The organism is Streptomyces aquilus (assembly GCF_003955715.1).
Taxonomy (GTDB): Bacteria; Actinomycetota; Actinomycetes; order Streptomycetales; family Streptomycetaceae; genus Streptomyces; species Streptomyces aquilus.
In genome coordinates this window covers 10,024,522-10,047,306 of sequence record NZ_CP034463.1, presented here as the reverse complement: position 1 = coordinate 10,047,306, position 22,785 = coordinate 10,024,522, and the positions used below count along the sequence as shown (strand labels likewise).

The window sequence follows — 22,785 nt, the reverse complement described above, 5'->3', positions numbered from 1 at the left end:
GACGTCATTCGACGCGCACGGGCGCCAACGGTTCGCCCGTGCGGTACTGGTGGTCGAACAACGGGGTGCCGTCGCGCGTCAGGACAGCGTCGTGCGCTCCGAGAACGGCGGCCGGTGGGCCGGGCAGAGAAGCGATCCGGATACGCGAGCCTGCCGACTGCGAGACGTCCGCGACCGAGATGAACCAACCGGTGGTGCCGGACATGTGCAACCAGGGGTCAGCCACGACGAGATCGAGCAGCCCGGCGTGCGCACGGAAACTCGCGCACCGACGAACTTCAGTACGTCCGCCTCCACCGTCGCGAACGGGAAACGGAAGCCGTCGGCGGTCTCCTCCGCGGGCGGTGTGAGCTCTATCGCACCGAAGGAACGGACGTAGGCGGTGAACGACTCTTTCAATGTCCAGATCAGAGCGGAGGCCGTCATGGGGTGGACGCGCTTCCGATCCGCCCGGGGGGGTCAGGCGGAAACCGCGTGAGAGCTTCCTCCCACTGCAGCCTCTCACCGATCATCCGCCGGTACTTCATGATCCTGCGGGGCTCGTTGAGAGCCGCCGCGCCGACGAGCCGGCCCGCGTGACGGTACAGGGCGACCCATCTGTCGGCCTTCGGGTCGCCCGACACGAACTCGACGTGGTCGGCGTCGGCGGTTCCGACGAACTGGAGCCGCTGCCCGTACCAGTCGCTCCAGAAGTACGGCACGGTCGAGTACGGCACTTCCGTCTCGGGCCACAGGGCGTTGCGCGCGGCATGACCACCCATCCCGGCCGCGTTCGTCCAGTTCTCCAACCGCATCACGGAATCCATGATCGCGTTCGGCCAGTGGACCACGTCACCGGCCGCGTAGACATCCGGCACCGACGTGCGCAGCATCGCGTCGCACTGGATTCCGCCGTCACGAGGATGCAGCTCGACACCGCTGCCCTCCAGCCACTTGGTGGCCGGAGCGACGCCGACGCCGACGACGACCACGTCGGCAGGAAGGACCTCCCCGCCGGCGAGGCGGACCCCGCGCACGGCGTCCTGTCCCACGAAACCCTCGACCCGGGCGGACAGGACGAGCCGCACACCGTTGCGCTCGTGGAGCGCGGAGGCCGCGCTGCCGACGGTCTCGCCGAGCGCACGTACCAGCGGCGCCTCAGCCGCTTCGAGAAGGACGACATCCGCGCCCAGGTGCTTCGCCGAGGACGCGGTCTCCGCGCCGATGAAGCCCGCTCCGATGACGACCACACGACAACCGGCGGAGATCTCCTTCCGCACACGCTGCGCGTCGTCCAGCGTGCGCAGCTCGTGCACACCGCTCAGTGGCGCGAGTTGGGGAAGTCTCCTCGGCGTGGCGCCCGTGGCGATGAGCAGCTTGCCGTACGGGATCTCGGCACCGTCGACGGTGACCGTCCGATCGTCGGCGTTCAGCGCTGTCGCCGTGCTCGACAGCCTCAGGTCGACATCGAGGACCTCGCGCAGCTCGGTCTCCGTCGAAAGGAAATCGGGCGCCGCACCCGCCAGCAGGTAGTCCTTCGACAGTGGTGGACGGTCGTACGGCAGATGCGGCTCCGCGCCGATGAGGACGATCCGCCCCTGGTAACCCTCGGCGCGGGCGGCCTCGACGGCGCGGAGCCCCGCAAGCGACGCACCGACGACCACGAACGCGCCCCTGCCGCCGCTCACTCTTGCCTCATACATGTTGCATACGCATTCACGCTGGAGGAGCATACTAGAAGCGCACTCTAGCTACAACCCCTTGACCTTGCACTAATACGCGAACTCAATGAGTTGACCGGCTACTTACCGGCACCTACATTAGAGCGTGCTTCTAATTTGTGGAGGTCGACTCCAAAGGAGGAGATATGGCAGTTCGGCATCATGAGCCGCAGGAGCTGTACACGACGGAACACCCCTTCGACACCGACGTGGACATCTCGAGCGATGCCTTCTGGATGCAGCCGTGGCGCGTACGGGACGAGTCCTTCGCCTGGCTGCGGGCGAACGCTCCCGTCAGCTGGCACCCGCCCATGGACGCGCACGGCTACCCGAACCGGGAAGCCGGTTTCTGGGCCGTCGTGAAGGCGGACGACATCCGGTACGTCAGCGAGCACACGGAGATCTTCAGTTCGGCGTTCGCCGTCGACGTACGCCCCATGACTCAGGCCGAGCCGAGCATGCTGACTTCGGACCCGCCGGAGCACGGCCGGTACCGAAAGATGATCAGTTCCGCGTTCACGCCCAAGGCCGTCAACCGGCTCGTGGAGAAGATCAACCAGCGGGCCGAGGAGATCGTGGACCGGGTGGTCGGCGCCGGCGACATCAACTTCGTCGACGAAGTGTCGTCCCGGCTACCCATGCTGACCATCGCGGACATGTTCGGCATCCCGGATCATTTCCTCAAGGAGTTCGTCGAAGCCGGGGACCGTTTCGCCAATGCGCCCGACCCGACCGTTCGGCCCGAAGGGATGAGCATCCCCGAGTTCATCCAACAGCAGTTCGACATCCTCCTGCCTATCGGCGTAGAGGTGGTCAACTACCGCCGTGAGCATCCCGCGGACGACCTGGCGACAGCTCTCGGTCAGACGAGAATCGACGGCCGGGCCCTGACCGACATGGAGATCGGCGGAGTGACGCTACTGCTCAGCGCCGCGGGGAACGACACGACCAAGCAGACGACGTCGTGGGCCACTCACCAGCTCTGGACACATCCCGAGCAGAAGGCTTGGCTCGCCGAGGACTACGACAACCGCATCGCGGGAGCCATCGAGGAGTTCATCCGGCACACCTCCCCGGTCACCTTGTTCGCACGCACGGTCCTCGAAGACACAGTTCTGGGAGGCAAGTCCCTCGCGAAGCACGACAAGGTGGTCATGTATTACTGCTCGGGCAACCGCGACGAGACGGCCTTCCTCGATCCCTGGAGGTTCGACCTGACGCGTGGCCGGACCGCGCACGTGGGATTCGGCGGCGGCGGCATCCATTACTGCCTCGGCAACGGGGTCGCCAAGGCGCAGCTTCGCGCCCTGTTCCGGCAGTTCCTCACCAAGCTGCCGGACATGGAGGTCGGGGAGCCCGAGTTCTTCACCCCGAACGAGCGCTTCAACGCGATGCGTCGGCTCCCCGTGCACATCCCCTGAGCCGACCGCCGGGACACCGTGACTGACGTAGGGCCACCACCCGCTCGGGTGGTGGCCCTACGTCAGTCACGGTGTCCCGGCGGCGGCGTCGCCGCCACCAGAGGGTGCATCCGGAGGGGCGATCTCTCGATCTTCCGGCAGGGTTTGCCAGGTGGAGAACGAGCTGTGGTGCCGCAGATCCGGCCCTGGTCAGGAGGCGAGGATGAGAGTGACGGCGACAGCGATCGCGATGATGGTGAGGATGGCGGGTGCCATCGCGTTACCGCGGGTCTCGGGGTTGGCGTAGTCGCCGGACTTGGCGTGAAAGCCGATGGCTCCGACGAGCAAGACTGCGAATCCCAGGGCGGCAGCAACGCCGATGGGCTGCCAGAAGAGACCGGCGAGGAGCCCTGCGGTTGCGGCCAGCTCGGCCAGCCCGATGAACCGGACCAGGGGGGCGCTGAGGCCTCCCGCAGACTGCAACTGGGCTGGGATGTTGCCCTTGAGCAAGGCTTTTGGCAGTCCGGCGGCCAGCCCGACAACGGCGAGCAGCACGCTCAGCACGGCGGCGAAGACAAACACGGGTCATGCCTTTCTGAAGGGTGATCGGACCGCCCGAGCTGTGAGGGACCGGCGTCCGTGGAGGCGGATGTTCCGGCGGGTTTCGCTGCTCACGCATGAGCGTTGCTGGAGCGCGGTCGCATCGATGAAGAGCGCTACGGTGCGGCGACCTGGCAGCGGGCCGGCCGCCGCGGTGCGGCGAGGTGACGGGCAGACCCTGAGGCGGGATGGCTCGTCGGGGCTTGGGGGCTGGCCGCGCCGCTCGGGGAAGCGGAACACGGTCAATGAGGTGAGCGGCTGTTCGATGAGATTCCTGAGCACCAGTGCGTCTGAAACCTCGATGAGGCGTCCGCCTTCGATCCTGCCGAGTTCCATCGCCTACAGGCCGAGCATGCGGTTCGAGGAGCAGGACCGGGGATACCAGGACAGCCTTCTGCCGCCGTCCGTCAGGGAACGTGTCGCGGTGGAGACCGGGATCGGACTGGCCTGGCACCGTTACGTCGGGCACTCGGGCAACATCGTCTCACTGGAGCACTTCGGTGCTTCGGTCGACGGCGAGGTCCTTTCCCACGAGTTCAGCTTCACTGCCGAGTACGTCGCATCCGCCGCCTGACCTGATCAAGTCGGCCGAGACGCAGCTTCAGCGCCTCGTCCCCTCGAACGAAAGGGCCAAGTCCGACCACGCCCAACGGTGGCCCTACCGCCGTCGTGGGCTCTCCTTCGAGGGGTGTGCGGGCAGAAGCCGTGCGTGACGGAATCCTGCCCGCTGCACTCCCACCGCTCGACGTTTCCCCAGGTCGAGCCACGATGCACTTGCCGGAGTATTAGTCGGTGAACCACGGCGCGACCAACGGCGCCTTGGCCGGGCCCCGGAAGTGCGTCTCGACCTGCTTCGCGAGCGTGTCCATGTCCCAGAGTTCGTGCGTTGCCACCGAACGGATCGGTTCGGGGATGTTGTACAGCTCCACCTCGGTACCGCGGGCGCCGATGACCCGGCCGTTGAGCCAGGCAGACCGTTCACTGGCCAGGTAGGTAGCGATCGGGCCCAGGTACTCAGGGCCGTGCATGACGTCCTTGGCGTCGTCGTGGAGCCGCTCCGTGGGGACCGTCGCGACCAGCCGGGACGCGGCGCCCGGAGAGATCGCGTTCGTGGTCACTCCGTAACGGCTCAGCGCGTTCGCGCAGGAGTAGGTCAGACCGACGATGCCCATCTTGGCCGAGGCGTAGTTCGGCTGACCGGCTGAGCCGTGCAGGCCGGCGATGGAGGTGAAGTTGATGATCCGGTTGTGGGCGTTCTCGTCACGCTGCTTGCGCCAGTACTGGGCGGCCGGCTTGATCGTGTTGTAGTGCCCCTTGAGGTGCACCGCGATGACCGCGTCCCAGTCCTTCTCCTCCAGATTGAAGATCATCTTGTCGCGGAGGATGCCCGCGACGTTCACGAGGATGTCCAGGCGACCGAACTCCTCTATCGCGCGGTTGACCATCGCCGCTGTGGCCTCATGATCGCTGATGTCGGTGTAGTCGGCGATGGCGGTACCACCGGACTCGGTGATCTCGCGGACCAGCAGGTCGGCGGGCCCGGTGTCGTTGCCCTCGCCCGCGCCGGACCCGCCGAGGTCGTTGACCAGCACCGCCGCGCCCTCGGCGGCGTACATCGTGGCAATGGCGGCTCCGATACCGCGACCACCCCCGGTCACAACGGCCACTCGGTCCTTGAGCCAATCACCCATGGTTGTTTCTCCCTTAGTAGTCGGCTCCGGGAATCCGTTCCACGGAGCTCGTCGTCCGGCACCCCGCACACCTCGCGCGGGGTTCGACACGTCGCTCCCCCGGTTTCAGGGGTTCGCGATCTCGGTGACGTGGAGTTCGGTGTACGCGGCCAGCCCCCAGGGACCGTTCTCCACACCGATCCCGCTCCACTTCACTCCGCCGAAGGGCGCTTCCGGGGGCGGGACCTGACCGGCCGTGTTGATACGGACCCGCCCGGTGTCGAGCCGGCGGGCCACCGCTCGTGCACGGTCAAGATCCTTGGTCCAGACGGAACCGCCGAGCCCGTACGGGGACCGGTTCGCCCTGCGGATCACCTCGTCCAGGTCGGTGTATGGGATGACCGGAAGTGCCGGGCCGAACTGCTCCTCGTCGACGAGCCGGGTGCCGTCCTCGACGCCACCGACGACGGTCGGCTCGAAGAAGTACCCGTCGCCCGGCAGCCGCCGTCCGCCGGCGGCGATCGTGGCGCCGGCGGCACGGGCGTCGTCGACGAGTTCCTCGATGTGGTCGCGCTGGAACGGCGTGGTGAGCGGACCGAGTTCGACGCCGGGTTCCATACCGTTCCCGACCCGTGCGGCGCGCGCTCGGTCGGCCAGGGCGTCGAGCACCTTGCCGTAGAGGCCGCCGGGCACGTAGACCCGCTTGGTCGCTTCGCAGATCTGTCCCGTGTTGGCGAAGGCTGAGAAGAACAGCGGCTCCACGATCGCGTCGATGTCGACGTCGTCGAGCAGGATCGCCGCGTCGTTGCCGCCGAGTTCGAGGGTGATGAGCTTGAGATCCTGGGCGGCTGCCGCCGCGACGAGCTTCCCGGTCGGCACCGAGCCGGTGAAACTGATCTTGCGCGGGGTCGGGTGTGCCACGAGGTCGCGGCCGAGCGGCTCCAGGCCGCTGAGCACGTTCAGCACGCCGGGCGGCAGGGTGTCGGCCAGGATCCGGCCGAGGGCAAGGGTCGTCAGGGGCGTGAAGGGGGACGGCTTGAGGACCACGGTGTTGCCGGCCGCCAGGGCGGGCGCGATCTTCCACATCGCGAGCAGGATCGGCGCGTTCCACGGCGTCATGGCGCCGACCACACCGACGGGCCGCCGCGAGATCTCCAGGGTGCGGTCCGGGTAGGTCACGACGCTCTCGTCGGGCATCTCCAGGTCGGCGTAGTAGTCCAGCCAGTCGGCGGAGTACGTGATCTCACCGATCGACGCGAACAGCGGACGCCCCTGCTCCCCGGTGAACAGCGGGCCGAGTTCCTGGGCGGACTTGCGGACCACGGTCGCCGCCCGGTGCAGAGCCTCGCGCCGCGCGGCCGCGTCCTGCCGCCACGTGCCGAACGCCCGCTGCGCGGCGTTCATGGCCGCGTCCAGCTGAGCCGGGGAACACTGCGGTGCGCGTCCTACGGGCGCACCCGTGGCCGGGTTGATGATCTCGAACGATTCGTCTCCGCCGACGGCCTCGCCGTCGATGGTCATGAGCGATTGGCGCATGGCGCACCCGCTTTCCAGGTTGGTTGTGGACGAACGGCGCGGGGCCGATGCCGGTCGCATACCGCCGGCACGACCGGCTGCGCGGTGTGCGGCTACGGAATGAGCACCGGCTTGACCACCCGGCCGGAGGCGGCCGCGTCGACAGCGGTGTTGATCTCATGCAGGGGGAAGCGCTCGACGAGCTTGTCGAAGGGGAACAGTCCGGACTGCCACCACTCGATCATCTGCGGGATGAAGACACCGGGGACGGCATCGCCTTCGAGGACTCCGGTCAGCCGACGTCCGAATACGATCTGCTGGGCGGGGATTCGCAGTTCCTCCCCCGGGGCGGCCAGAGCGCAGGTGCCGCCCTGTGCCAGCGCGTCGAGCGCCGTGGCGACCACCGCCGACCTGCCGGTGGTGTCGAAGGCGAAATCAGCACCGCCGGTGATGCTCTGGAGCTGCACGGACAGTTCGGGTGATGCTCCGTCGACCGCGTGCGTGGCACCGAGCGTGAGCGCCAGCTCGCGGCGCTCGGGCACGACGTCGACGGCAACAATGGCTCCCGCGCCGGAGATTCGAGCGGCCATCACCGCGGCAAGACCGACCGCGCCCACCCCGAAGACCACGAGGGACTGACCGGGGCGGAGCCCCAGCACGTTGACGACAGCGCCGGCACCGGTCTGCAGGCCACAACCGAGCGGGCCCAGGATCTCCAGGGGCAGGTCGGGGCTGACCTTCACCACGTTGTGGGCCGTCGCGATCGAGTAGTTCGCGAAGCTCGACTGCCCGAACCAGGTGTTGTTGACGGCCGTGCCCGTGGCATCGGTCAGTGTGGCGTGCGTTCTGGATTCGGCCGTCCCGGAATTCAGGTCGAACCAGGTCGCGCAGAAGTACGGCCGTCCTGTGCGGCACCTGGCACAGTGCCCGCAGCTGTCGTAGCTCAGGACGACGGAGTCGCCGGCTACTACGTCGTCGACCTCCGCTCCTGTGGCCACGACGGTTCCGGAGCCCTCATGGCCGAGTACGACGGGGTGCAGCTCCCGTCCGGCCGGGCCGCGCAGGGCCAGATCGGTGTGGCAGACACCGACGCCGGCGATCCGCACCAGGACGTCACGCGGGCCGAGCGGGCCGAGCTTCAGCGCTTCCAGCGCAAACGGTTCATCGACGCCCCGTATCACCGCGGCGTCGACCACGGAAGGCAGGGACCCAGCCATGGCGGCTCCTCCATTCAGCTGAGATCAATGGTGTTGTTCGGATTCCGGGCGGTCAGCCGATGACGAAACAGCCGTCGGACAGGATCCGCTCGCCTCGTTGGTTGTCCACGACGAACCGGTGCTCGGGACCTCGGCCCGACACCGAGACGACGAGGTCGTCACCGGGGTACGTCGGGGCCGAGAACCGGCCCCGGAGGCTGTGGAAGGCGGCCGGGTCGCCGTCGGCGAACTCGTTCAGTAGCAGCCGTCCGACAACGCCGTAGACACACATGCCGTGCAGAATCGGCCTGGGGAAGCCCGCCCCGCGAGCGTAGGCGGGGTCCGAGTGCAGCGGGTTGGCATCGCCGGTGAGCCGGTAGAGCAGCGCCTGGTCGAGGCGTGTAGTGGTCTTCAGGGTGCGGTCCAGCTCGGCCTCGGGCACCGGGGTTCCGGCGCCTGGTCCCCGCTCGCCGCCCCAGCCGCCGTAGCCGCGGAAGAACAGGGTCTGGCGGCAGGTGACGTAGCGCTCACCGGAGACCGCGTCGGAGGTGACCGACTCGGTCTCTATCACGGCGGCTTTGCCCTTGTCCCACACCGCGGTGACCCGCCCGGACGTGACCGCCTCGGCCGACGCCGGCAGTTCCTGGTGCTGCTCCACCTCCTGAGCCCCGTGCAGCATGCGCGACAGGTCCACGTCGTCGAGTTCCCTCAGCAGGCCGCCGACTCCGACCCTGCCGCCGTCGATCACCCCGAAGGTGGGCAGTACGCGCTGGGTGATCCCGGCGCTGTTCTCGGTGGTGAACTGCAGCTCCTGCTCGGGGTCGGCGCCGCTCGCACCTACGGCCAGTGCGTACAGCCGGGTGTCCCGGCTGGTCCAGCTCGTCTCGACGACACCCAGCCGCCGCCCGATGAGTTCGTCGTTGATCGGCACGGGTCAGCCCCCCACGGTCTGCTGCGGTATGCCAGGGATGAAGCCCGGATCGTAGTGGTCGGGCCAGCCGCGCAGCGCCTGCGCCACCGAGTCGACGGTCCAGTCCTCGTCGGCGACGGCGGACTCGGCCGGCGTCCAGCCCGTGTAGCGGTGGATCTCGCGCCCGAACACGCCGTACACCTGCGCGTTGGAGGTGCACTCCGGGCTGAGCAGCCAGGCGACGAGGGGGGAGACATGGCCCGGCGCGAGTGCGTCCTCCAGCTCCGCGACATGGTCGCCGTTGCCGAGGCCGGCCATGGTCAGCCGGGTCATGGCGACGGGCGAGATGGCGTTGACCCGGACGCCGTACCGTTCGAGTTCGCGGGACATGGAGACGGTCATCAGCGCGATGGCCGCCTTGGCGGCTCCGTAGTTGACCTGTCCCACGTTGCTGTGGAGGCCGGAGATGGCGGTCGTGGTGACCACGGAGGCGTCGACCTTCTGACCGGCCTTCTGTAGGCCACGCCAGTACGCGGCGGCGTGCCGCAGGATGTAGAAGGTGCCGTACTGGTGGACCTTGATGATGTCGTCCCACTCGGCCTCGGACATGTTGACCAGCATGCGGTCGCGCAGGAATCCCGCGTTGCACACGATCCCGTCGAGTCGGCCGAAGGCGGAGGTCGCGGTCTCGATGATCTGTGCCGCCGAGTCCCAGGTCGTCACCGAGTGAGAGTCGGCGACCGCCTTGCCGCCGAGCGCGTGGATCTCGTCCACGACGTCGTGCGCGGGTCCCTTGCCGTCCTCGTCAAGGTCGTTGACGACCACCGAGGCTCCGGCGCGGGCGAGCAGGAGCGCGTGCTCCCGGCCGAGCCCGCGCCCGGAGCCGGTCACGACGACGACCCGGCCTTCCAAACTGCTGGACATAGGTTCCCTCTCACTCCAGGTCGGGCTGGACGGGTACTTGACGGCGCCACTACCGCCGATGCCCAAGAACAGTCGCCTGCGGCGACGTCATACGGCGGGCGCCTCGATCATGCCGCCCTTGCAGAATTGAATACTAGAATGCAACTCTAGTCAACCACAGTCGCCGCATGGCAATATCAGAGCGAGGTTCTAAAAGTGGGCCGACTGTCGACGTGATCCGGAGGGCTCCATGCCCAAGACCAAATTCCTGCCGAAACCCACTCCCGAGACACGGCCGTTCTGGGACGCCGCCGCTCAGGGCGAACTCCACATCCAGCGCTGTGTCACCACCGGCAGGTTCTTCTTCCATCCCCGGCCCTGTTCCCCCTACGTCTTCGACGGCGCGGTGGAATGGGTCAAGGTGTCCGGTGACGCCACACTCCACTCGTACAACATCAACCACCGTCCGGCCTGGGGCTTCGAGGACGAGGCGCCGTACGCGATCGCCGTCGTCGAGCTCGCCGAGGGGCCGCGGATGATGACGAACATCGTCGGCATCGAGAACACTCCCGAGAACCTGGTCCTGGACATGCCGCTGGAGGTCAGGTTCCAGGAACGCGACGGGGTGGTCGTGCCCGTGTTCGCGCCGGCGGAGGTGACCGCGTGAAGCCCGGTTCGATCGCGATCGTGGGAGCCGCCGAGACCGACCGCCTCGGCGTCCTGCCCGACCACTCCGCCCTCAGCCTCAACATCGAGGCGGCCCGCAACGCCCTGCACGACGCCGGCATGACACCGGCCGACATCGACGGCATCGCGAGCACCGGGTTCGCGACCGGTGAAGTCGCCGAGGCCCTCGGAATCCGTACGCGATGGGTCGACTCCACCAGCGTCGGCGGATGCTCCTACTTCCTGCATGTGCGCCACGCGGCCGCCGCGATCACCGCAGGCATGGCCTCGGCCGTCCTCATCACGCACGGCGAGTCCGGCCGCTCCCGGGTGGGCGAACCCGGGCTGAACTTCTCGCCCAGCAGCGGAATGGGCCAGTTCGAGATGCCCTACGGGACCGCGGGCTTCGTCACCATGTTCACGGTGCCCGCGTTGCGGTTCATGAAGGAGTTCGGCGTCACCCACGAGCAACTGGCCGGCGTTGCGGTCGCGCAGCGCAAGTGGGCCCATCCCAACGAACGGGCGTTCCGCCGCGACCTCATCACCGTCGAGGACGTCCTCGCGTCGAAGACGATCGCGTACCCCTTCCACCAGGCCGAGTGCTGCGTGGTGACCGACGGCGGCGGCGCCCTCATCGTGACCTCCGCCGAGCGGGCCGCCGACCTGCCCTCACGGCCGGTGTACATCCTCGGCACCGGCGAGAGCACGACGCACTCGATGGTGTCTCAGATGGAGGACTTCACCACGTCACGGGCCTTCCGCGACTCCAGCGCCGACGCGTTCCGCGAGGCGGGCGTCGGTCCGGCCGACATCGACCACCTCATGGTCTACGACGCGTTCGCCCACGTCCCCCTGTACGGGCTGCAGGACCTCGGCTTCGTCAAGCCCGGCGAGGCGGCGGCGTTCGTCGCGGAGGGCAACACCGAACCGGGTGGCGTCCTGCCCATGAACACCAACGGCGGCGGTCTCTCGTACACGCACACCGGCATGTACGGCATGTTCGCCATACAGGAGGCGGTACGGCAGGTGCGGGGCACCGCCGCCGTGCCCGTTCCGGACGTCGAGCTGAGCTTCGCCCAGGGGGTCGGCGGCATGTTCTCCACCGCGGCCTCGCTGGTACTGGCGGCCGAACGTCCCTGACAGCACCTGTGGAAGACCACAAACGACGCGGTGCCGGTCGATATGACCGGCACCGCGTTTGTGTCGTTTGTGTTGTGTCGTGTCGTGCCCTTGCGTGCCAGTCGCCAGATGAAGCGGCCGCCCGCCCAGGGCCGTCCCAGTCGGTCTCAGCTCCGTGAAGGAGTCTCGGCCGCAGCCTCGTCGGCACGGAGTCGGCTGAGTACGGCGTACCTGCGTTTCCCGGGAAGGAAAAACGCCACCAGCAATCCGACGACAGCGACCCAGAACGCCGTCAGGAAAAGGTTGTTGAAGGCTTCCTGGGCGGCGCCGGCCGGCACGCCTTCCCCGGTCGCGTTGCCCACCTGGGCCACCAGCAACGCACCGAACACCGCCGCGCCCGCCGCCGCCGAGAACTGTCCGGTGAGATTGGTGATGGCGCTGCCCTGCGCGACGTACCGCTGGGGAAGGCTGTTCATCGAAGCGACGGTGACCGGCATGTTGGCGAGTCCGATGCCGCAGCCCTGGAGTACGAGGGCGACCGCGATCTCCCACGAGGGGGTGTCGGTACGCAGGGTCGCCAACATCCACATGCTGACCACGATGGCGACGAGCCCGCAGATCACCGGCGTCCGGGCGCCCACCCGGTCGGTCAGCCGGCCGCCGAGCGGGCCGGTGAGGGCGACACCGATGGCGGCCGGCGCGAGGAGCAGTCCCACGTACTGCGCGTCGAAGCCGCGCACCGTCTGCAGTTCCACGGCCAGGAAGTTCACACGCGCATACTGCGCCACGTTGATGAACGCGGTCAGCGCGACCGTGAGATTGAAAGTCCAGTTCCCGAACATCCGGAAATCGATGATCGGATCGCTGACCTTGAGCGATCGCACGACAAGCCAGAGGGACAGCCCGACCACGGCTGCGGCCATGGCCCAGAGAACCGGGGAGGTGCCGCCCAGTGAAGGGGCCTGGCGGACCGCGATCACGGCGAGAACCGTGACCGCGGAGGCCACGGCCCAGCCGAGCGCGTCGAACCGGCGGCGTTGCCGGTAGCCGGACGACGGCAGCAGCGCGAGCGCGAAGACCAGCGCCACGGCGGCCAGCACCACGAAGACCACGAATATCGACCGCCAGCCGACAGACGTGACCATCCAGCCACCCACAACCGGTCCCGCGGCCGGTGCGCCGGCGGTGCCGATGCCCCACAGGCCCATCGCCGTGCCCCGTCTCTCCGGCGGGAAGGCCTCCAGGACGATCGTCATGCCGACGGGAATCAGCGCGCCACCGCCCGTCCCCTGCACGAAACGGCCGCCGACCAGCAGCGGCATGTCCGGCGCCCAGGCGCACAGCATCGAGCCGATGCCGAAGACGACGACGCAGGCCGAGTAGACGGTCTTCCGGCCGAAGCGGTCGGCCAACCACCCCGTGGCCGGCAGCCCGAAGACGACGCCGACGAGGAACGCCGTGGCGACCCAGTCGACGTCGATGCTCCCGCCCAGGTCTGCCTCGATGTCCGGCAACGCCACGCTGATCACGGTGATGTTGAGGATCGCGCAGTAGCCGCCGACCAGGACGACCCACAGGGCCACCCAAGCGGATCTGGGGGTGCTGGCTGGACTCGGTTCCGACACAGGACATCCCCATCGTCGAAGCGCATGTTGGCAATTGGCCAGACCGCGAGGGCCTGCTCCAACACTAGAACACAATACTAGAATGCAACTCTGAAAATCGACAGCCTTGCCGTGGGCCGGGGGTAAGGCCCGGGGCGGCGCGGCTAGACTCCCGGTCAGGGCGGAGAGCCTGCCTTCGGTCGTCGTCGGATGCACAGTCAGGGCAGAGGAAGCACCATGAGCGACAACGCCGCCCCCCGGCGCCGGGGTCCTTACGCCACCACGCCGGCCCGGCGGGTGCAGATCGTCCGCGCCGCGCTCGCGAGCTTCGCCGAGCACGGATTCGAGCGGGCCTCACTCCGTGACATCGCCGCACGTGCGGGCATGACACATGCCGCGCTGCTGCGCCACTTCTCCGGCAAAGAGGAACTTCTCCTCACCGCCCTCGCCCAGCGGGAGAAGCGCGACGAGGAACAGGCCGACCGGATCCTCGCGGCGGGGTCGTCAGGCGCCTCCGTACTCGGGCAGATCCTCGCCGACGAGTTCGCTGACCCCGACTACCTGCGCCACTGGCTCGCTCTTTCCATCGCGGCGACGAATCCCGCCCATCCGGCGCACGAGTACTTCGCCCGCCGCGGCGAGCGGTTGCGCAGGCGGTTGCACAACGCTTCCACACCCGCCGCGCCCAGCGGTGCAACTCTGACCGATGACGACAGGGCAGTCATGGTGCTCGCCATGATGGACGGACTGAGGATTCAGACCCTTCTCGATCCCTCGCGCAATCCGCTGCGCCTGATGGAGCCCTTTATGCGGATGGTCATCACTCCGGCCGGCAGCGAATAGCCGGGGATCCGGTCACCTGAACATCAGGCACCGCCGCGCGGACCCGCCGAAGGAAGCGCGACCACAGCGCGAGCGATCTCCTGTCGGAGCCGGTCCATACCGAAGTCGGCGCCGAGCACCATGCGCCGCAGCTGGGGCATGGCGACGCTCCAGCTCGCCAGGGCGAGGGTGAAGAACACGCGTGTACGGGCGTCGGCGTCCGGTTCACCGGCCTGCGCGGCGGTCACCTTGTCGCTGTAGTGGGCGGTGCGCTCCTTCTCGGCGGGAACCGGCCCGTCGCCGATCTCCAAGGCCTCCCACATCACCAGACGAAGGGCCTCGGGGTGGGTTCGGTGGTACTCGAAGAGCCGCTCCGAGTAGCCGGCCAGATCCTCCGACGGCGGGACGGCCTCGGCCAGTTCGGCGAGGCGACGCTCCAGAACGACGGCGAAGAGTCTGCTCTTGTCTCCGAAGTAGTCGTAGATGGCGCGCTTGTTGGCCCTGGCCGCGGCGGCGATGCGGTCGACGCGGGCGCCCGCGACCCCATGCGCCGCGAACTCGGCGGTCGCCGCCGTGATGATGCGCTCTTTGGTCGCCGCGGAGTCATATGCCATACGGCCATGGTAACGAACTGGTTCGTTTGACCCTTCGCGAGATGGCATGCAACGCTGACATCAGGTGACCGAACCAACTAGCTCGTTCTATTCTGCGGCACGACGAAACGCCGCAGAAAGGAGTACGCGGCCTCCATGCCCCAGACCACACCGCCGGCAGCTCCCGCACCGCCACCCCTCGGCCGCGGGCTCCCCTTTGTCATGGCGCTGGCCTGCGGTGTCACCGTGGCCAACGCCTACTTCCCGCAAGCCGTCACACCCCTCATCGCCCGGAGTCTCGACGTCTCCGACGGCACGGCCACGACTCTCGCGACGCTGACCCAGCTCGGCTACGCCGTCGGGATCTTCCTACTCGTCCCACTCGGGGACCGTCTCCCCCGCCGGCCACTGATCACCGTGCTGCTCGCGGTGACCAGCGTGGCACTATCAACCGCGGGGCTGGCCCCTGGGATCGGCCTGCTTCTCGCCGCGGGCGCCCTGGTCGGCCTGGCCACCGTGGTGCCGCAGATCCTCCTTCCCATGGCGGCCGGGCTCGTAGCACCCGAACGGCGCGGCAGCGTGATCGGCACCCTCCAGGCCGGGCTGATCGGAGGCATCCTGCTGGCCCGCGCCTTCGGCGGTGTTCTCGGCGAGCACCTGGGCTGGCGGGCCCCGTATCTGGTCGCCGCCGTGCTCACCGCGCTGCTCGCCGTGGTGCTCGGCGCCCTCCTGCCCCCGACCGTCCCGGCCGTCCGCGACGGCTACCCGGGCCTCCTCACCGACACCCTGCGCATGCTGCGTACGGAGAAGGAGCTGCGCCGGTCCGTGCTCTTCCAGGTCACCGTGTTCGGAGGGTTCAGCGCCGCCTGGACCGCGGTCGCGCTGCTGGTCACCGGACCGCGCTACGGCATGGGCACTCAGGCCGTGGGCGTGCTCGCCCTGGTCGGCGCGGGCAGCATGTTCCTCGCTCCCTCCACCGGGAAGTGGGTGGATCGGTACGGCCCCGACCGCGTCAACCTCTGGTGTGTGGCAGCCGGGCTCACCGCGGCGGGCGTGCTGGCGGCCGGCGCACTCGGCGGTGTCGCCGGGATCGTGGCTCTGGCCGCCGGGCTGCTGCTGATCGACGTGGCGGTGCAGTGCGGACAGGTCGCCAACCAGGCCCGCATCTTCGCCCTGCGCCCGGAGGTTCACAGCCGGCTCAACACGGGCTATATGACCTGCTCGTTCCTCGGCGCGAGCGCCGGGTCGTGGCTCGGTATCCGCGCCTACACACACTTCGGCTGGTGGGCGGTCTGCGCACTCATCGCACTCGCCGTGGCGTCGGCATTGGTGACGTACGTGGTCGGGGGCGGCGGGCGCCGTATCGCCCGGACCGGTGCGAAGGAAGCGACCGAGTCCGAGGCGGCGATCCGCTCCCGGTGACCTCACTGACCTGGGTCTCGGTGACCGACCTCAATCCGTACGGCTTCCCCGTCCACCACCGCATCCCCCTCGAACGAAGGACCCGTCTTGTCCGTCCCCGCCATGCCCCCGGCCGTTCTGCAGTTCTTCCAGGCCTCCCAGAACGGTGACGCCGACGCCTGGAGCGGCGCCTTCGCCGAGGGCGCGCGCTTCCACGACCCGGTCGGCACGCCGCCCCTCAAGGGCCGCGCCGCCATCCACGACCTCGTCGTCTCCGTCCTCACGAGCTTCAGCCCCTTCCTCGGGCTGACCCCGACCGAGGCGCACACCGCCGGAAACAGCGTGGCCGTCACCTGGCACAGTGCCGCCATCACCCGGGACCTCAGGCGGGTCAACTGGTCGGGCATCAGCGTCTTCGAACTCGACGACACCGGCCGCATCCGCGAGGCCAGGGCCTACTTCGACCGTGCCGCCTTCCAGGCTCAGGTCGACGGCGGCTGACCTTCGCACGACCGGAAACCCCTCCCCAACCGCCATCAGAGGACCCCCGATGAACGACATCTCCCCCACCCCGCTCGCCGACCGCACCGCGCTGATCACCGGAGGCTCCGGCGGCATCGGAACAGCCGTCGCCCTGCGTCTCGCGGACGCCGGAGCCCGTATCGCTCTCGTCCACAGCAGCCACGGCGAGGATGCCGAGAACACCGCCACGCGGATCAACACGCTCCACGGCTCCGGCCGGGCGGTCACGCTGCAGGCGGACCTGTCCGAGGCGACGGCCGCCGCCGAACTGGTCGACCGGACCTCCCGCGCGCTCGGCGCCGTCGACCTCCTCATCGCCGGAGCGGGGATCGGAGAGCAGCTGGCCTGGGCCGACATCGACGTCGACACCTGGGACACCACCATGGCCGTGAACGTGCGCGCGCCCTTTCTCATGGCTCAGGCCGCCCTTCCCGGCATGATCGAGCGCGGCTGGGGACGGGTCCTGTTCGTCTCGTCGATCGCGGCCCTCAACGGCGGCATCATCGGCCCGCACTACGCTGCCAGCAAGGCAGCCCTGCACGGGCTGACCCATTCCCTGGCGGTCGGTGTCGCCGCCGCCGGTGTGACCGTAAACGCCCTTGCCCCCGCACTCATCGGAGGCACCCGGATCCTGCCCGCCGACGCCGGCGAGGGCGGGAAACTGCCCGCGCCCATCCCGGTCGGACGCCTCGGCACGCCGGACGAGGTCGCCGCCATGGCCGCCTCGATGGTCACCAACGGCTACCTGACCAACAAGGTGATCACGCTCGACGGCGGCCTGTACCCCCGCTGAGCCCAGGGCCACCTTCGCTGACCGTTGTCGCCACACTTCGAACGATCGTATGCTGACCACTCAGATCGCTCAAATGAACATCCAGGGTGGGAACCAACATGCGTGAGCCGGTCGATGTCAGGCGCCAGCGGATTCTCGCCGCAGTGCAGGAGCGCGGGCTCGCGCGCGTCCGGGATCTCGCCGCCGAGCTGCAGGTGTCGGGGGTGACGATCCGCCGGGACATCGAGGAACTGGCCCAGGAGGGCAAGCTGCGGCGCGGGCACGGGGTGGTGAGTTCACCACTGTCGGCGCAGGAGGCGCAGCATGAGGCGCGGGAGGGCGGCATCAGGGACGGTGACACTGTTGCCGTGGTGGTGCCGGAGCGGCACTCCTACCTGAACGAGGCCCTGCACAGGGCCCGCGCCGTGTTCGACGCCGCAGGCGTCCGCGTCGCCCTGCACATCGCTCCGCCGGGTCCGGGCGCCGAACGCCCCCAGGTGGAACGGGCGCTGGCCGACGGCGCTTGCGGTGTGCTGCTCGCGCCGCGGTGGCGCAGCCCGGACTCCGAAGAGGCCGACTACGGCTGGCTGGCCACGCTGGAGGTGCCGGCTGCTCTGATGGAGCGCCGACCGCCCAGAGGCAGTGCGCTGCATGCCTTGGACTCGGTCTGCTCAGACCACTGGTACGGCGCCCAGCTCGCCGTCGAGCACCTCGTACGGCTCGGCCATCGGCGACTGGTGTTCGCGACCCGCGACGACAGCCCGACCGCGCGCACCCTTCGCTCCGCGCTGTCGGAGATCGCCGAGGCACATCCGCTGGTGGAGAAGTGGGCCTGGACGCTCAGCTCCTCCCGCGCCGGCACCGACCGGGAGCCCGCCGACGTGGCGGACCTGACGACAGTGCTGCGCGAGGTGGGGGCGACGGGCGCCGTCCTGCACGGCGACGTGGAGGCCCTGATGCTGGTGCAGCAGCTCGCCGAGAACGGGGTGCGGGTGCCGGAGAACTGCTCCGTCGTCGCCTACGACGACGTGGTCGCCGGCCTCGGCACCCCGCCCCTGACGGCCGTCTCGCCGCCCAAGGGCGTGGTCGGCCAGCTCGCCGCCCAGCTGTTGCTGCGCCGCATCGAGGATGCGGGCGAGGCGGATGCGCAGCCGGTGCAGCGCGTCGAGCTGCTGCCGAGGCTGATCGTGCGAGGGTCTACACGCTCCACCCCATGAGCATTTGAACGTTTGAATTACTTCTGATCGACATCTTGACTGTTTGAACCCAGGGCATCAGGATTCCCAACAATCGAACAAGCGCAGCGACTCATCGGCAATCCGGCCGTCAACCAGCCGCTTCCACCGCTTCGTTGAGGAGTTCCCGCACTCTGATGACCGACTCCAAGCGCCGCCCCAGGGCTGCCCTGGCCATGTCCCGGGACGCGGCCACCGTCGTGTTCGCCCCCGAAGCTCTCGCCCGACTCGACGCCGTCTGCGATCTCGCCCCGCTCCCCGTCCTGGACGACCTCGACACACCCAGGGCCCGTGAGATCCTCGCCGAAGTCGACCTGCTGGTCACCAGTTGGCGCTGCCCGCCGCTGGACGCGAACGTCCTCGCGGCCGCGCCGCGTCTGCGCGCGGTGGTACACGCCGCGGGCAGCGTGCGCGGGCACATCACCGAGGCATGCTGGGAGCGCGGCATCGAGGTGTCCTCGGCCGCGGTTCCCAACGCCCTGCCGGTCGCCGAGTACACCCTCGCCATGATCCTGCTCACCGGCAAACAGGCTCTCGAACGCGCCCAGATCCTCCGCGCCACCCGAAGCCTCGAACGCCTGGTGCGGATTCCGCGCACCATCGGCAACCACCACCGCACCGTCGGCATCCTGTCCGCGTCGCTCATCGGCCGCCGGGTCATCGAACTGCTGCGTGAGCACGACGTGGAGGTCCTCCTCCACGACCCGTTCGTCACCGACACCGAGGCGGCCCAACTCGGCGCCACACGAGTCGAGTTGACGGAGTTGTTCACCCGCAGCGACACCGTGAGCGTGCACGCGCCGTTGCTGCCCGCCACCCGCGGCCTGGTCAGCCGCTCCCTGATCGAGTCGATGCGTCCGGGCGCCGTGCTGATCAACACTGCGCGGGGCGCGGTCATCGACCAGGACGCGCTCACCGACGCCGCCCGAGCCGGCCGCATCCGGGCCGTCCTCGACGTCACCGACCCCGAAGTCCTGCCCCCCGAGCACCCGTTGTGGGACTGCGACAACGTTCTCATCACCCCCCACCTCGCCGGCTCACAGGGCAACGAATGGGGCCGCCTGGCCGAACATGCCGTCGCCGAGGTCGCCCGCTGGGCCTCCGGCGGCGGCTTCCTGCATCCCGTACGACGCGAGAGGCTGGCGTACTCGGCATGACCGTCCCCTTCCAACTCCCCCCGGAAGACAGGGAGCCGAGTCCGCACACCGGCTGGACCCGGGCCCACTGGGAGGCGGTCGCCGACGGTCTGCTGGCCTCCGCCTGGCGCTGGAGCACGTCGGGCGGCGCCCTGCTGGACCTGCCCGGCCGCCCTTCCGCAGCGGGCGTGCGCTCCGACGGCCTGGAGGGCTACGCCCGGACGTTCCTCGCCGCCGCGTTCCGTGTGGCGGGCGCCGGCGGCGATGACCCGCACGGCTGGCTGGGGCGTTACGCGAGCGGTCTCGCCGCAGGCACCCGCACCCCCGGCCGTGACGACTCCGAGTCCTGGCCGCTGATCCTCGACCACCTGGTCGCGGGTCAGCCCATGGTCGAGTCGGCATCCGTGGCGCTCGGCCTGCGGCTGACCGCACCGTGGCTTTGGAAGAACCTCGACGCCGACGTGCAGGACCGCACGGAGGAATGGCTGCGCGGCGCACTGCGGCACACGCCCGCACCGAACAACTGGTACCTCTTCCCCTACGCCGTCGCCGGGTTCCTGGAGTCGGTGGGCCGCGGCGACGCCGAGACAGCTGCCGCACGGCAGCGCGCACGGGAACTGCTGGAGGGCTGGTACGTAGGCGACGGCTGGTACAGCGACGGCGACGGACGCGCCTTCGACCACTACAACGGCTGGGCCCTGCACCTGTATCCGGTCCTCGACGCCCACCTCGCGGCGGCGGACGCGGAGCCGTACGGCACCCGGCTGCGCGAGCACCTTGAAGGCTTCGGCCTGATGTTCGCCGCGGACGGTGCGCCCTTGTACTACGGCCGCTCACTGACGTACCGCTTCGCCGCCTCGGCGGCCGTCGGCCTGGGCGCCGTAACCGGCCACACCCCGCTGACCCCGGGGACCTCTCGCCGCCTGATCAGCGGCAGCCTGCGCCACTTCCTGAACCGCGGCGCCCTCACCGAGGACGGCCTGCTCAGCCCCGGCTGGTACGGCCCGCACGAGGCGACCCTGCAGACCTACTCCGGCCCGTCCTCGCCGTACTGGGCCTCGAAGGCGTTCGTCGCCCTCCTCGCCCCGCCGGACCATCCGCTGTGGACCGACCCCGAGGAGCCCGCCCCGGCCGAGAAGGCCGACCGTGTCCTGGCCCTGCCCGAACCCGGGCTGCTGATCCAGTCGACGCGTGCCGACGGGATCGTACGACTGCACAACCACGGCAGTGACCACGTACGTCCCCACGACGGCGAAGCTGCAGCCGACGATCCGCTGTACGGGCGGCAGGCGTACTCCACACACACCGGACCGACCGCGAGCGGGAACGCCGCGGACAACCACCTGTCCATCGAGGTCGGCGGACGGGGCAGCGTACGGCGTCGTATCCATCCGCTGGGGGCGGACGGCGGCGATGGCTGGGGCTGGGCCGCCTCCTGGCACCGGCCGGTCTTCACCGCGGGTCCGCCGATGGTCCCGGGACTGCGGGTGGAGAGCGTCACGTTCGCCAGGGGCCCATACGAGCTGCGCGTCCACCGAGTGGTTGGTGCGCCGGCCGACTCCCGTGTCATTCAAACGGGTTGGGCCACCGACCCCGACGGTTCCGTCGTGTCGGCGCTGCACGGTCTGCACGGCTGGGACGACGCCTCCGAGTCGCTCCGCGCCCCGCAGGGCACGGCCTACGCCCGGTGGGCCCGGATACCCCGGCTCACCGGGCCGGCCGGGGGCACCACCGTGCACGTCAGCCTGGCCACCCTGACCGCCGAGCCGGTCCCGCTGGAGGAGGCGGTCACCGAACTCTTCGTCGATCACGGCCGAGTGCAGGTGGTCTGGGCGCTGGACGGGGCCCGATCGGTGATCGGGTTCGGACCGGTGACGGTGTCCTTGCTGGATTGATGGCCGACCGGGCGCGACGCCGCGGTGGACCTACGCGGGGCGGGCGTCTTGTTCATCCGCCCCGTCCCGTTGCGGCTGGGCAGTGTGCTCGCCCGCGGCGGTGGGACGGGGCATGGACTGGGCGTACCAGCTGGCGAGGATGCGCAGTTTTTCGAGGTCGTCGTCGGTCTTGCCGGCGTAGACGAAGAGGATCTGGTCGGGGTCGCCCGGCAGGGAGAGGGCTTCGTAGGTGATGTCGAGGCGGCCGACGACGGGATGGTTGAACCGTTTGCTGCCCCAGGTGCGTTCGACCACGGTCCGCTCGGCCCACCAGGTGCGGAACTCGGGGGATGCGGCGCGCAGTTCGGCGACGAATTCGGCGATCTGCGGGTCGTGGGGGTTGCGGCCGGCCTCAGCGCGCAGCACGCCGACGACCTCGGAGGTGACCTGTGCCCAGTCGAGATACAGGGAGCGGGCGGCGGGGTCGAGGAGCATCCAGCGCAGCAGGTTGCGCTCGTCGGGCGGGCGGTGGTTGAACGGGGTGAACAAGGCGTCGAGGAGGTCGTTGGAGGCCAGGACCTCGTTGCGGCGGCCGAGGACGAAGGCGGGCTGGTCGTGCAGCCCGTTGAGCATGCGCAGCAGAGCGGGCCGCACCTGCTGGGGCGGCGCTGGCTCGGCGCTGCGGCGGGGCTGGGGGCGCAGCAGGTCGCGCAGGTACTGGGTCTCGGCCTGGGTCAGTCGCAGGGCCTCGGCGATGGACAGGATGACGCCTTCGGAGGCGCTGGTGAGCCGTCCCTGCTCCAGGCGGGTGTAGTAGTCCACACTGACCCCGGCGAGCTGCGCAACCTCTTCGCGGCGCAGGCCTGGTACCCGCCGCCCCGGGTAGTTCGTCAGGCCGACCTGGGAGGGGCGGACCGCGTCGCGCCGGGCGCGCAGGAATTTCTTGATCTCCTCGGCATTGTTCGCCATGCCTGCCAGTGTTCCCCGGGTCGCGGCGGGGATCCACTGGCATGAGGGGGAAGGTCTTTCCCCGGCAGCAATGGCCCCCGTCCACGGCTTGGTCTGCCGCGTCACGGCGTGCATCAATGGTTGGGCGGCCATAGCAGCGACCTTGAAGAGGTCCGCGGCCCGCCTGCCGTGTGCGTGA

21 protein-coding genes and 1 pseudogene are annotated in these 22,785 nt (G+C 69.3%); 11 read left to right on the top strand and 11 right to left on the bottom strand.

Annotated elements, in window-relative coordinates:
• Window positions 1–4: 4 nt before the first annotated feature.
• Both EJC51_RS49330 and EJC51_RS45865 read right to left on the bottom strand, forming a co-directional pair.
• The gene (locus EJC51_RS49330) at window positions 5–505 is read right to left on the bottom strand and encodes an HtaA domain-containing protein (RefSeq protein ID WP_126276536.1); all 501 of its coding nucleotides are present in this window, start codon (window positions 503–505) and stop codon (window positions 5–7) included.
• Window positions 423–1,667, bottom strand: coding sequence for an NAD(P)/FAD-dependent oxidoreductase (locus tag EJC51_RS45865; RefSeq protein WP_244363267.1), 1,245 nt, complete (start codon window positions 1,665–1,667; stop codon window positions 423–425). The genes EJC51_RS49330 and EJC51_RS45865 overlap by 83 nt, the downstream gene beginning before the upstream one ends.
• Window positions 1,668–1,846: 179 nt before the next feature.
• Between EJC51_RS45865 and EJC51_RS45860 the strand changes: the two genes are divergently transcribed.
• Window positions 1,847–3,121 carry a cytochrome P450 gene (locus tag EJC51_RS45860; protein WP_126276534.1) on the top strand — a complete coding sequence of 425 codons (1,275 nt, stop codon included), beginning with the start codon at window positions 1,847–1,849 and terminating at the stop codon, window positions 3,119–3,121.
• Between the two features lie 189 nt (window positions 3,122–3,310).
• On the opposite strand, the gene EJC51_RS45855 is transcribed toward EJC51_RS45860, so the two are convergent.
• On the bottom strand, window positions 3,311–3,682 hold the full coding sequence (locus EJC51_RS45855; RefSeq protein ID WP_126276533.1) for a DoxX family protein: 372 nt from the start codon (window positions 3,680–3,682) through the stop codon (window positions 3,311–3,313).
• Between the two features lie 364 nt (window positions 3,683–4,046).
• On the opposite strand from EJC51_RS45855, the pseudogene EJC51_RS45850 reads away from it, so the two are divergent.
• Window positions 4,047–4,274: pseudogene (locus EJC51_RS45850) on the top strand (transketolase-like TK C-terminal-containing protein); the annotation flags it as partial.
• A 211-nt stretch (window positions 4,275–4,485) separates the two neighbouring features.
• Here EJC51_RS45850 and EJC51_RS45845 read toward each other — a convergent pair.
• The 5 genes from EJC51_RS45845 to EJC51_RS45825 form a co-directional block, all read right to left on the bottom strand.
• Window positions 4,486–5,391 (bottom strand): SDR family NAD(P)-dependent oxidoreductase, encoded by a 906-nt coding sequence (locus EJC51_RS45845; RefSeq protein ID WP_126276532.1) that lies wholly within the window; start codon window positions 5,389–5,391, stop codon window positions 4,486–4,488.
• A gap of 105 nt (window positions 5,392–5,496) precedes the next feature.
• Window positions 5,497–6,906 (bottom strand): aldehyde dehydrogenase family protein, encoded by a 1,410-nt coding sequence (locus tag EJC51_RS45840; protein WP_244363265.1) that lies wholly within the window; start codon window positions 6,904–6,906, stop codon window positions 5,497–5,499.
• A 92-nt stretch (window positions 6,907–6,998) separates the two neighbouring features.
• On the bottom strand, window positions 6,999–8,102 hold the full coding sequence (locus EJC51_RS45835) for an NAD(P)-dependent alcohol dehydrogenase (protein WP_126276531.1): 1,104 nt from the start codon (window positions 8,100–8,102) through the stop codon (window positions 6,999–7,001).
• A 52-nt stretch (window positions 8,103–8,154) separates the two neighbouring features.
• On the bottom strand, window positions 8,155–9,012 hold the full coding sequence (locus tag EJC51_RS45830; RefSeq protein WP_126276530.1) for a MaoC/PaaZ C-terminal domain-containing protein: 858 nt from the start codon (window positions 9,010–9,012) through the stop codon (window positions 8,155–8,157).
• Between the two features lie 3 nt (window positions 9,013–9,015).
• Complete coding sequence (locus EJC51_RS45825; RefSeq protein WP_126276529.1) at window positions 9,016–9,915, bottom strand: SDR family NAD(P)-dependent oxidoreductase; 900 nt, start codon at window positions 9,913–9,915, stop codon at window positions 9,016–9,018.
• Window positions 9,916–10,144: 229 nt separating this feature from the next.
• On the opposite strand from EJC51_RS45825, the gene EJC51_RS45820 reads away from it, so the two are divergent.
• Both EJC51_RS45820 and EJC51_RS45815 read left to right on the top strand, forming a co-directional pair.
• Complete coding sequence (locus EJC51_RS45820; RefSeq protein WP_126276528.1) at window positions 10,145–10,561, top strand: Zn-ribbon domain-containing OB-fold protein; 417 nt, start codon at window positions 10,145–10,147, stop codon at window positions 10,559–10,561.
• Complete coding sequence (locus EJC51_RS45815; protein WP_126276527.1) at window positions 10,558–11,700, top strand: thiolase C-terminal domain-containing protein; 1,143 nt, start codon at window positions 10,558–10,560, stop codon at window positions 11,698–11,700. Before EJC51_RS45820 ends, EJC51_RS45815 begins: the two co-directional genes overlap by 4 nt.
• 146 nt (window positions 11,701–11,846) lie before the next feature.
• Here the strand turns inward: EJC51_RS45815 and EJC51_RS45810 are convergent, their stop codons facing one another.
• Window positions 11,847–13,262: a DHA2 family efflux MFS transporter permease subunit gene (locus EJC51_RS45810; RefSeq protein WP_165951057.1), complete on the bottom strand. Its 1,416-nt coding sequence runs from the start codon at window positions 13,260–13,262 to the stop codon at window positions 11,847–11,849.
• 258 nt (window positions 13,263–13,520) lie between these two features.
• Here EJC51_RS45810 and EJC51_RS45805 point away from each other — a divergent pair, with 258 nt between their 5' ends.
• Window positions 13,521–14,126 (top strand): TetR/AcrR family transcriptional regulator, encoded by a 606-nt coding sequence (locus EJC51_RS45805; RefSeq protein WP_126276525.1) that lies wholly within the window; start codon window positions 13,521–13,523, stop codon window positions 14,124–14,126.
• A gap of 23 nt (window positions 14,127–14,149) precedes the next feature.
• Here the strand turns inward: EJC51_RS45805 and EJC51_RS45800 are convergent, their stop codons facing one another.
• Entirely contained in the window at window positions 14,150–14,719 is a 570-nt protein-coding gene (locus EJC51_RS45800) for a TetR family transcriptional regulator (RefSeq protein WP_126276524.1), read from the bottom strand.
• Window positions 14,720–14,854: 135 nt separating this feature from the next.
• Here EJC51_RS45800 and EJC51_RS45795 point away from each other — a divergent pair, with 135 nt between their 5' ends.
• The 6 genes from EJC51_RS45795 to EJC51_RS45770 all read left to right on the top strand — a co-directional run bounded on the left by EJC51_RS45795 (window position 14,855) and on the right by EJC51_RS45770 (window position 21,659).
• Complete coding sequence (locus tag EJC51_RS45795) at window positions 14,855–16,120, top strand: MFS transporter (protein ID WP_126276523.1); 1,266 nt, start codon at window positions 14,855–14,857, stop codon at window positions 16,118–16,120.
• A gap of 87 nt (window positions 16,121–16,207) precedes the next feature.
• The gene (locus tag EJC51_RS45790) at window positions 16,208–16,600 is read left to right on the top strand and encodes a nuclear transport factor 2 family protein (RefSeq protein ID WP_126276522.1); all 393 of its coding nucleotides are present in this window, start codon (window positions 16,208–16,210) and stop codon (window positions 16,598–16,600) included.
• A gap of 49 nt (window positions 16,601–16,649) precedes the next feature.
• Window positions 16,650–17,414: an SDR family NAD(P)-dependent oxidoreductase gene (locus tag EJC51_RS45785; RefSeq protein ID WP_126276521.1), complete on the top strand. Its 765-nt coding sequence runs from the start codon at window positions 16,650–16,652 to the stop codon at window positions 17,412–17,414.
• 98 nt (window positions 17,415–17,512) lie between these two features.
• On the top strand, window positions 17,513–18,610 hold the full coding sequence (locus EJC51_RS45780) for a substrate-binding domain-containing protein (RefSeq protein ID WP_126276520.1): 1,098 nt from the start codon (window positions 17,513–17,515) through the stop codon (window positions 18,608–18,610).
• 155 nt (window positions 18,611–18,765) lie between these two features.
• Complete coding sequence (locus EJC51_RS45775) at window positions 18,766–19,785, top strand: hydroxyacid dehydrogenase (RefSeq protein WP_126276519.1); 1,020 nt, start codon at window positions 18,766–18,768, stop codon at window positions 19,783–19,785.
• Entirely contained in the window at window positions 19,782–21,659 is a 1,878-nt protein-coding gene (locus tag EJC51_RS45770) for a DUF2264 domain-containing protein (protein WP_126276518.1), read from the top strand. The genes EJC51_RS45775 and EJC51_RS45770 overlap by 4 nt, the downstream gene beginning before the upstream one ends.
• 30 nt (window positions 21,660–21,689) lie before the next feature.
• Here the strand turns inward: EJC51_RS45770 and EJC51_RS45765 are convergent, their stop codons facing one another.
• Window positions 21,690–22,607 (bottom strand): helix-turn-helix transcriptional regulator, encoded by a 918-nt coding sequence (locus EJC51_RS45765; protein WP_126276517.1) that lies wholly within the window; start codon window positions 22,605–22,607, stop codon window positions 21,690–21,692.
• Between the last annotated feature and the right edge of the window lie 178 nt (window positions 22,608–22,785).

Coding starts and splice junctions, on each gene's coding strand:
- EJC51_RS45765 (WP_126276517.1), bottom strand. CDS start 22,607: ATGGCGAACAATGCCGAGGAGATCAAGAAATTCCTGCGCGCCCGGCGC.
- EJC51_RS45780 (WP_126276520.1), top strand. CDS start 17,513: ATGCGTGAGCCGGTCGATGTCAGGCGCCAGCGGATTCTCGCCGCAGTG.
- EJC51_RS45845 (WP_126276532.1), bottom strand. CDS start 5,391: ATGGGTGATTGGCTCAAGGACCGAGTGGCCGTTGTGACCGGGGGTGGT.
- EJC51_RS45785 (WP_126276521.1), top strand. CDS start 16,650: ATGAACGACATCTCCCCCACCCCGCTCGCCGACCGCACCGCGCTGATC.
- EJC51_RS45825 (WP_126276529.1), bottom strand. CDS start 9,915: ATGTCCAGCAGTTTGGAAGGCCGGGTCGTCGTCGTGACCGGCTCCGGG.
- EJC51_RS45795 (WP_126276523.1), top strand. CDS start 14,855: ATGCCCCAGACCACACCGCCGGCAGCTCCCGCACCGCCACCCCTCGGC.
- EJC51_RS45805 (WP_126276525.1), top strand. CDS start 13,521: ATGAGCGACAACGCCGCCCCCCGGCGCCGGGGTCCTTACGCCACCACG.
- EJC51_RS45840 (WP_244363265.1), bottom strand. CDS start 6,906: ATGCGCCAATCGCTCATGACCATCGACGGCGAGGCCGTCGGCGGAGAC.
- EJC51_RS45800 (WP_126276524.1), bottom strand. CDS start 14,719: ATGGCATATGACTCCGCGGCGACCAAAGAGCGCATCATCACGGCGGCG.
- EJC51_RS45770 (WP_126276518.1), top strand. CDS start 19,782: ATGACCGTCCCCTTCCAACTCCCCCCGGAAGACAGGGAGCCGAGTCCG.
- EJC51_RS45775 (WP_126276519.1), top strand. CDS start 18,766: ATGACCGACTCCAAGCGCCGCCCCAGGGCTGCCCTGGCCATGTCCCGG.
- EJC51_RS45835 (WP_126276531.1), bottom strand. CDS start 8,102: ATGGCTGGGTCCCTGCCTTCCGTGGTCGACGCCGCGGTGATACGGGGC.
- EJC51_RS45820 (WP_126276528.1), top strand. CDS start 10,145: ATGCCCAAGACCAAATTCCTGCCGAAACCCACTCCCGAGACACGGCCG.
- EJC51_RS45860 (WP_126276534.1), top strand. CDS start 1,847: ATGGCAGTTCGGCATCATGAGCCGCAGGAGCTGTACACGACGGAACAC.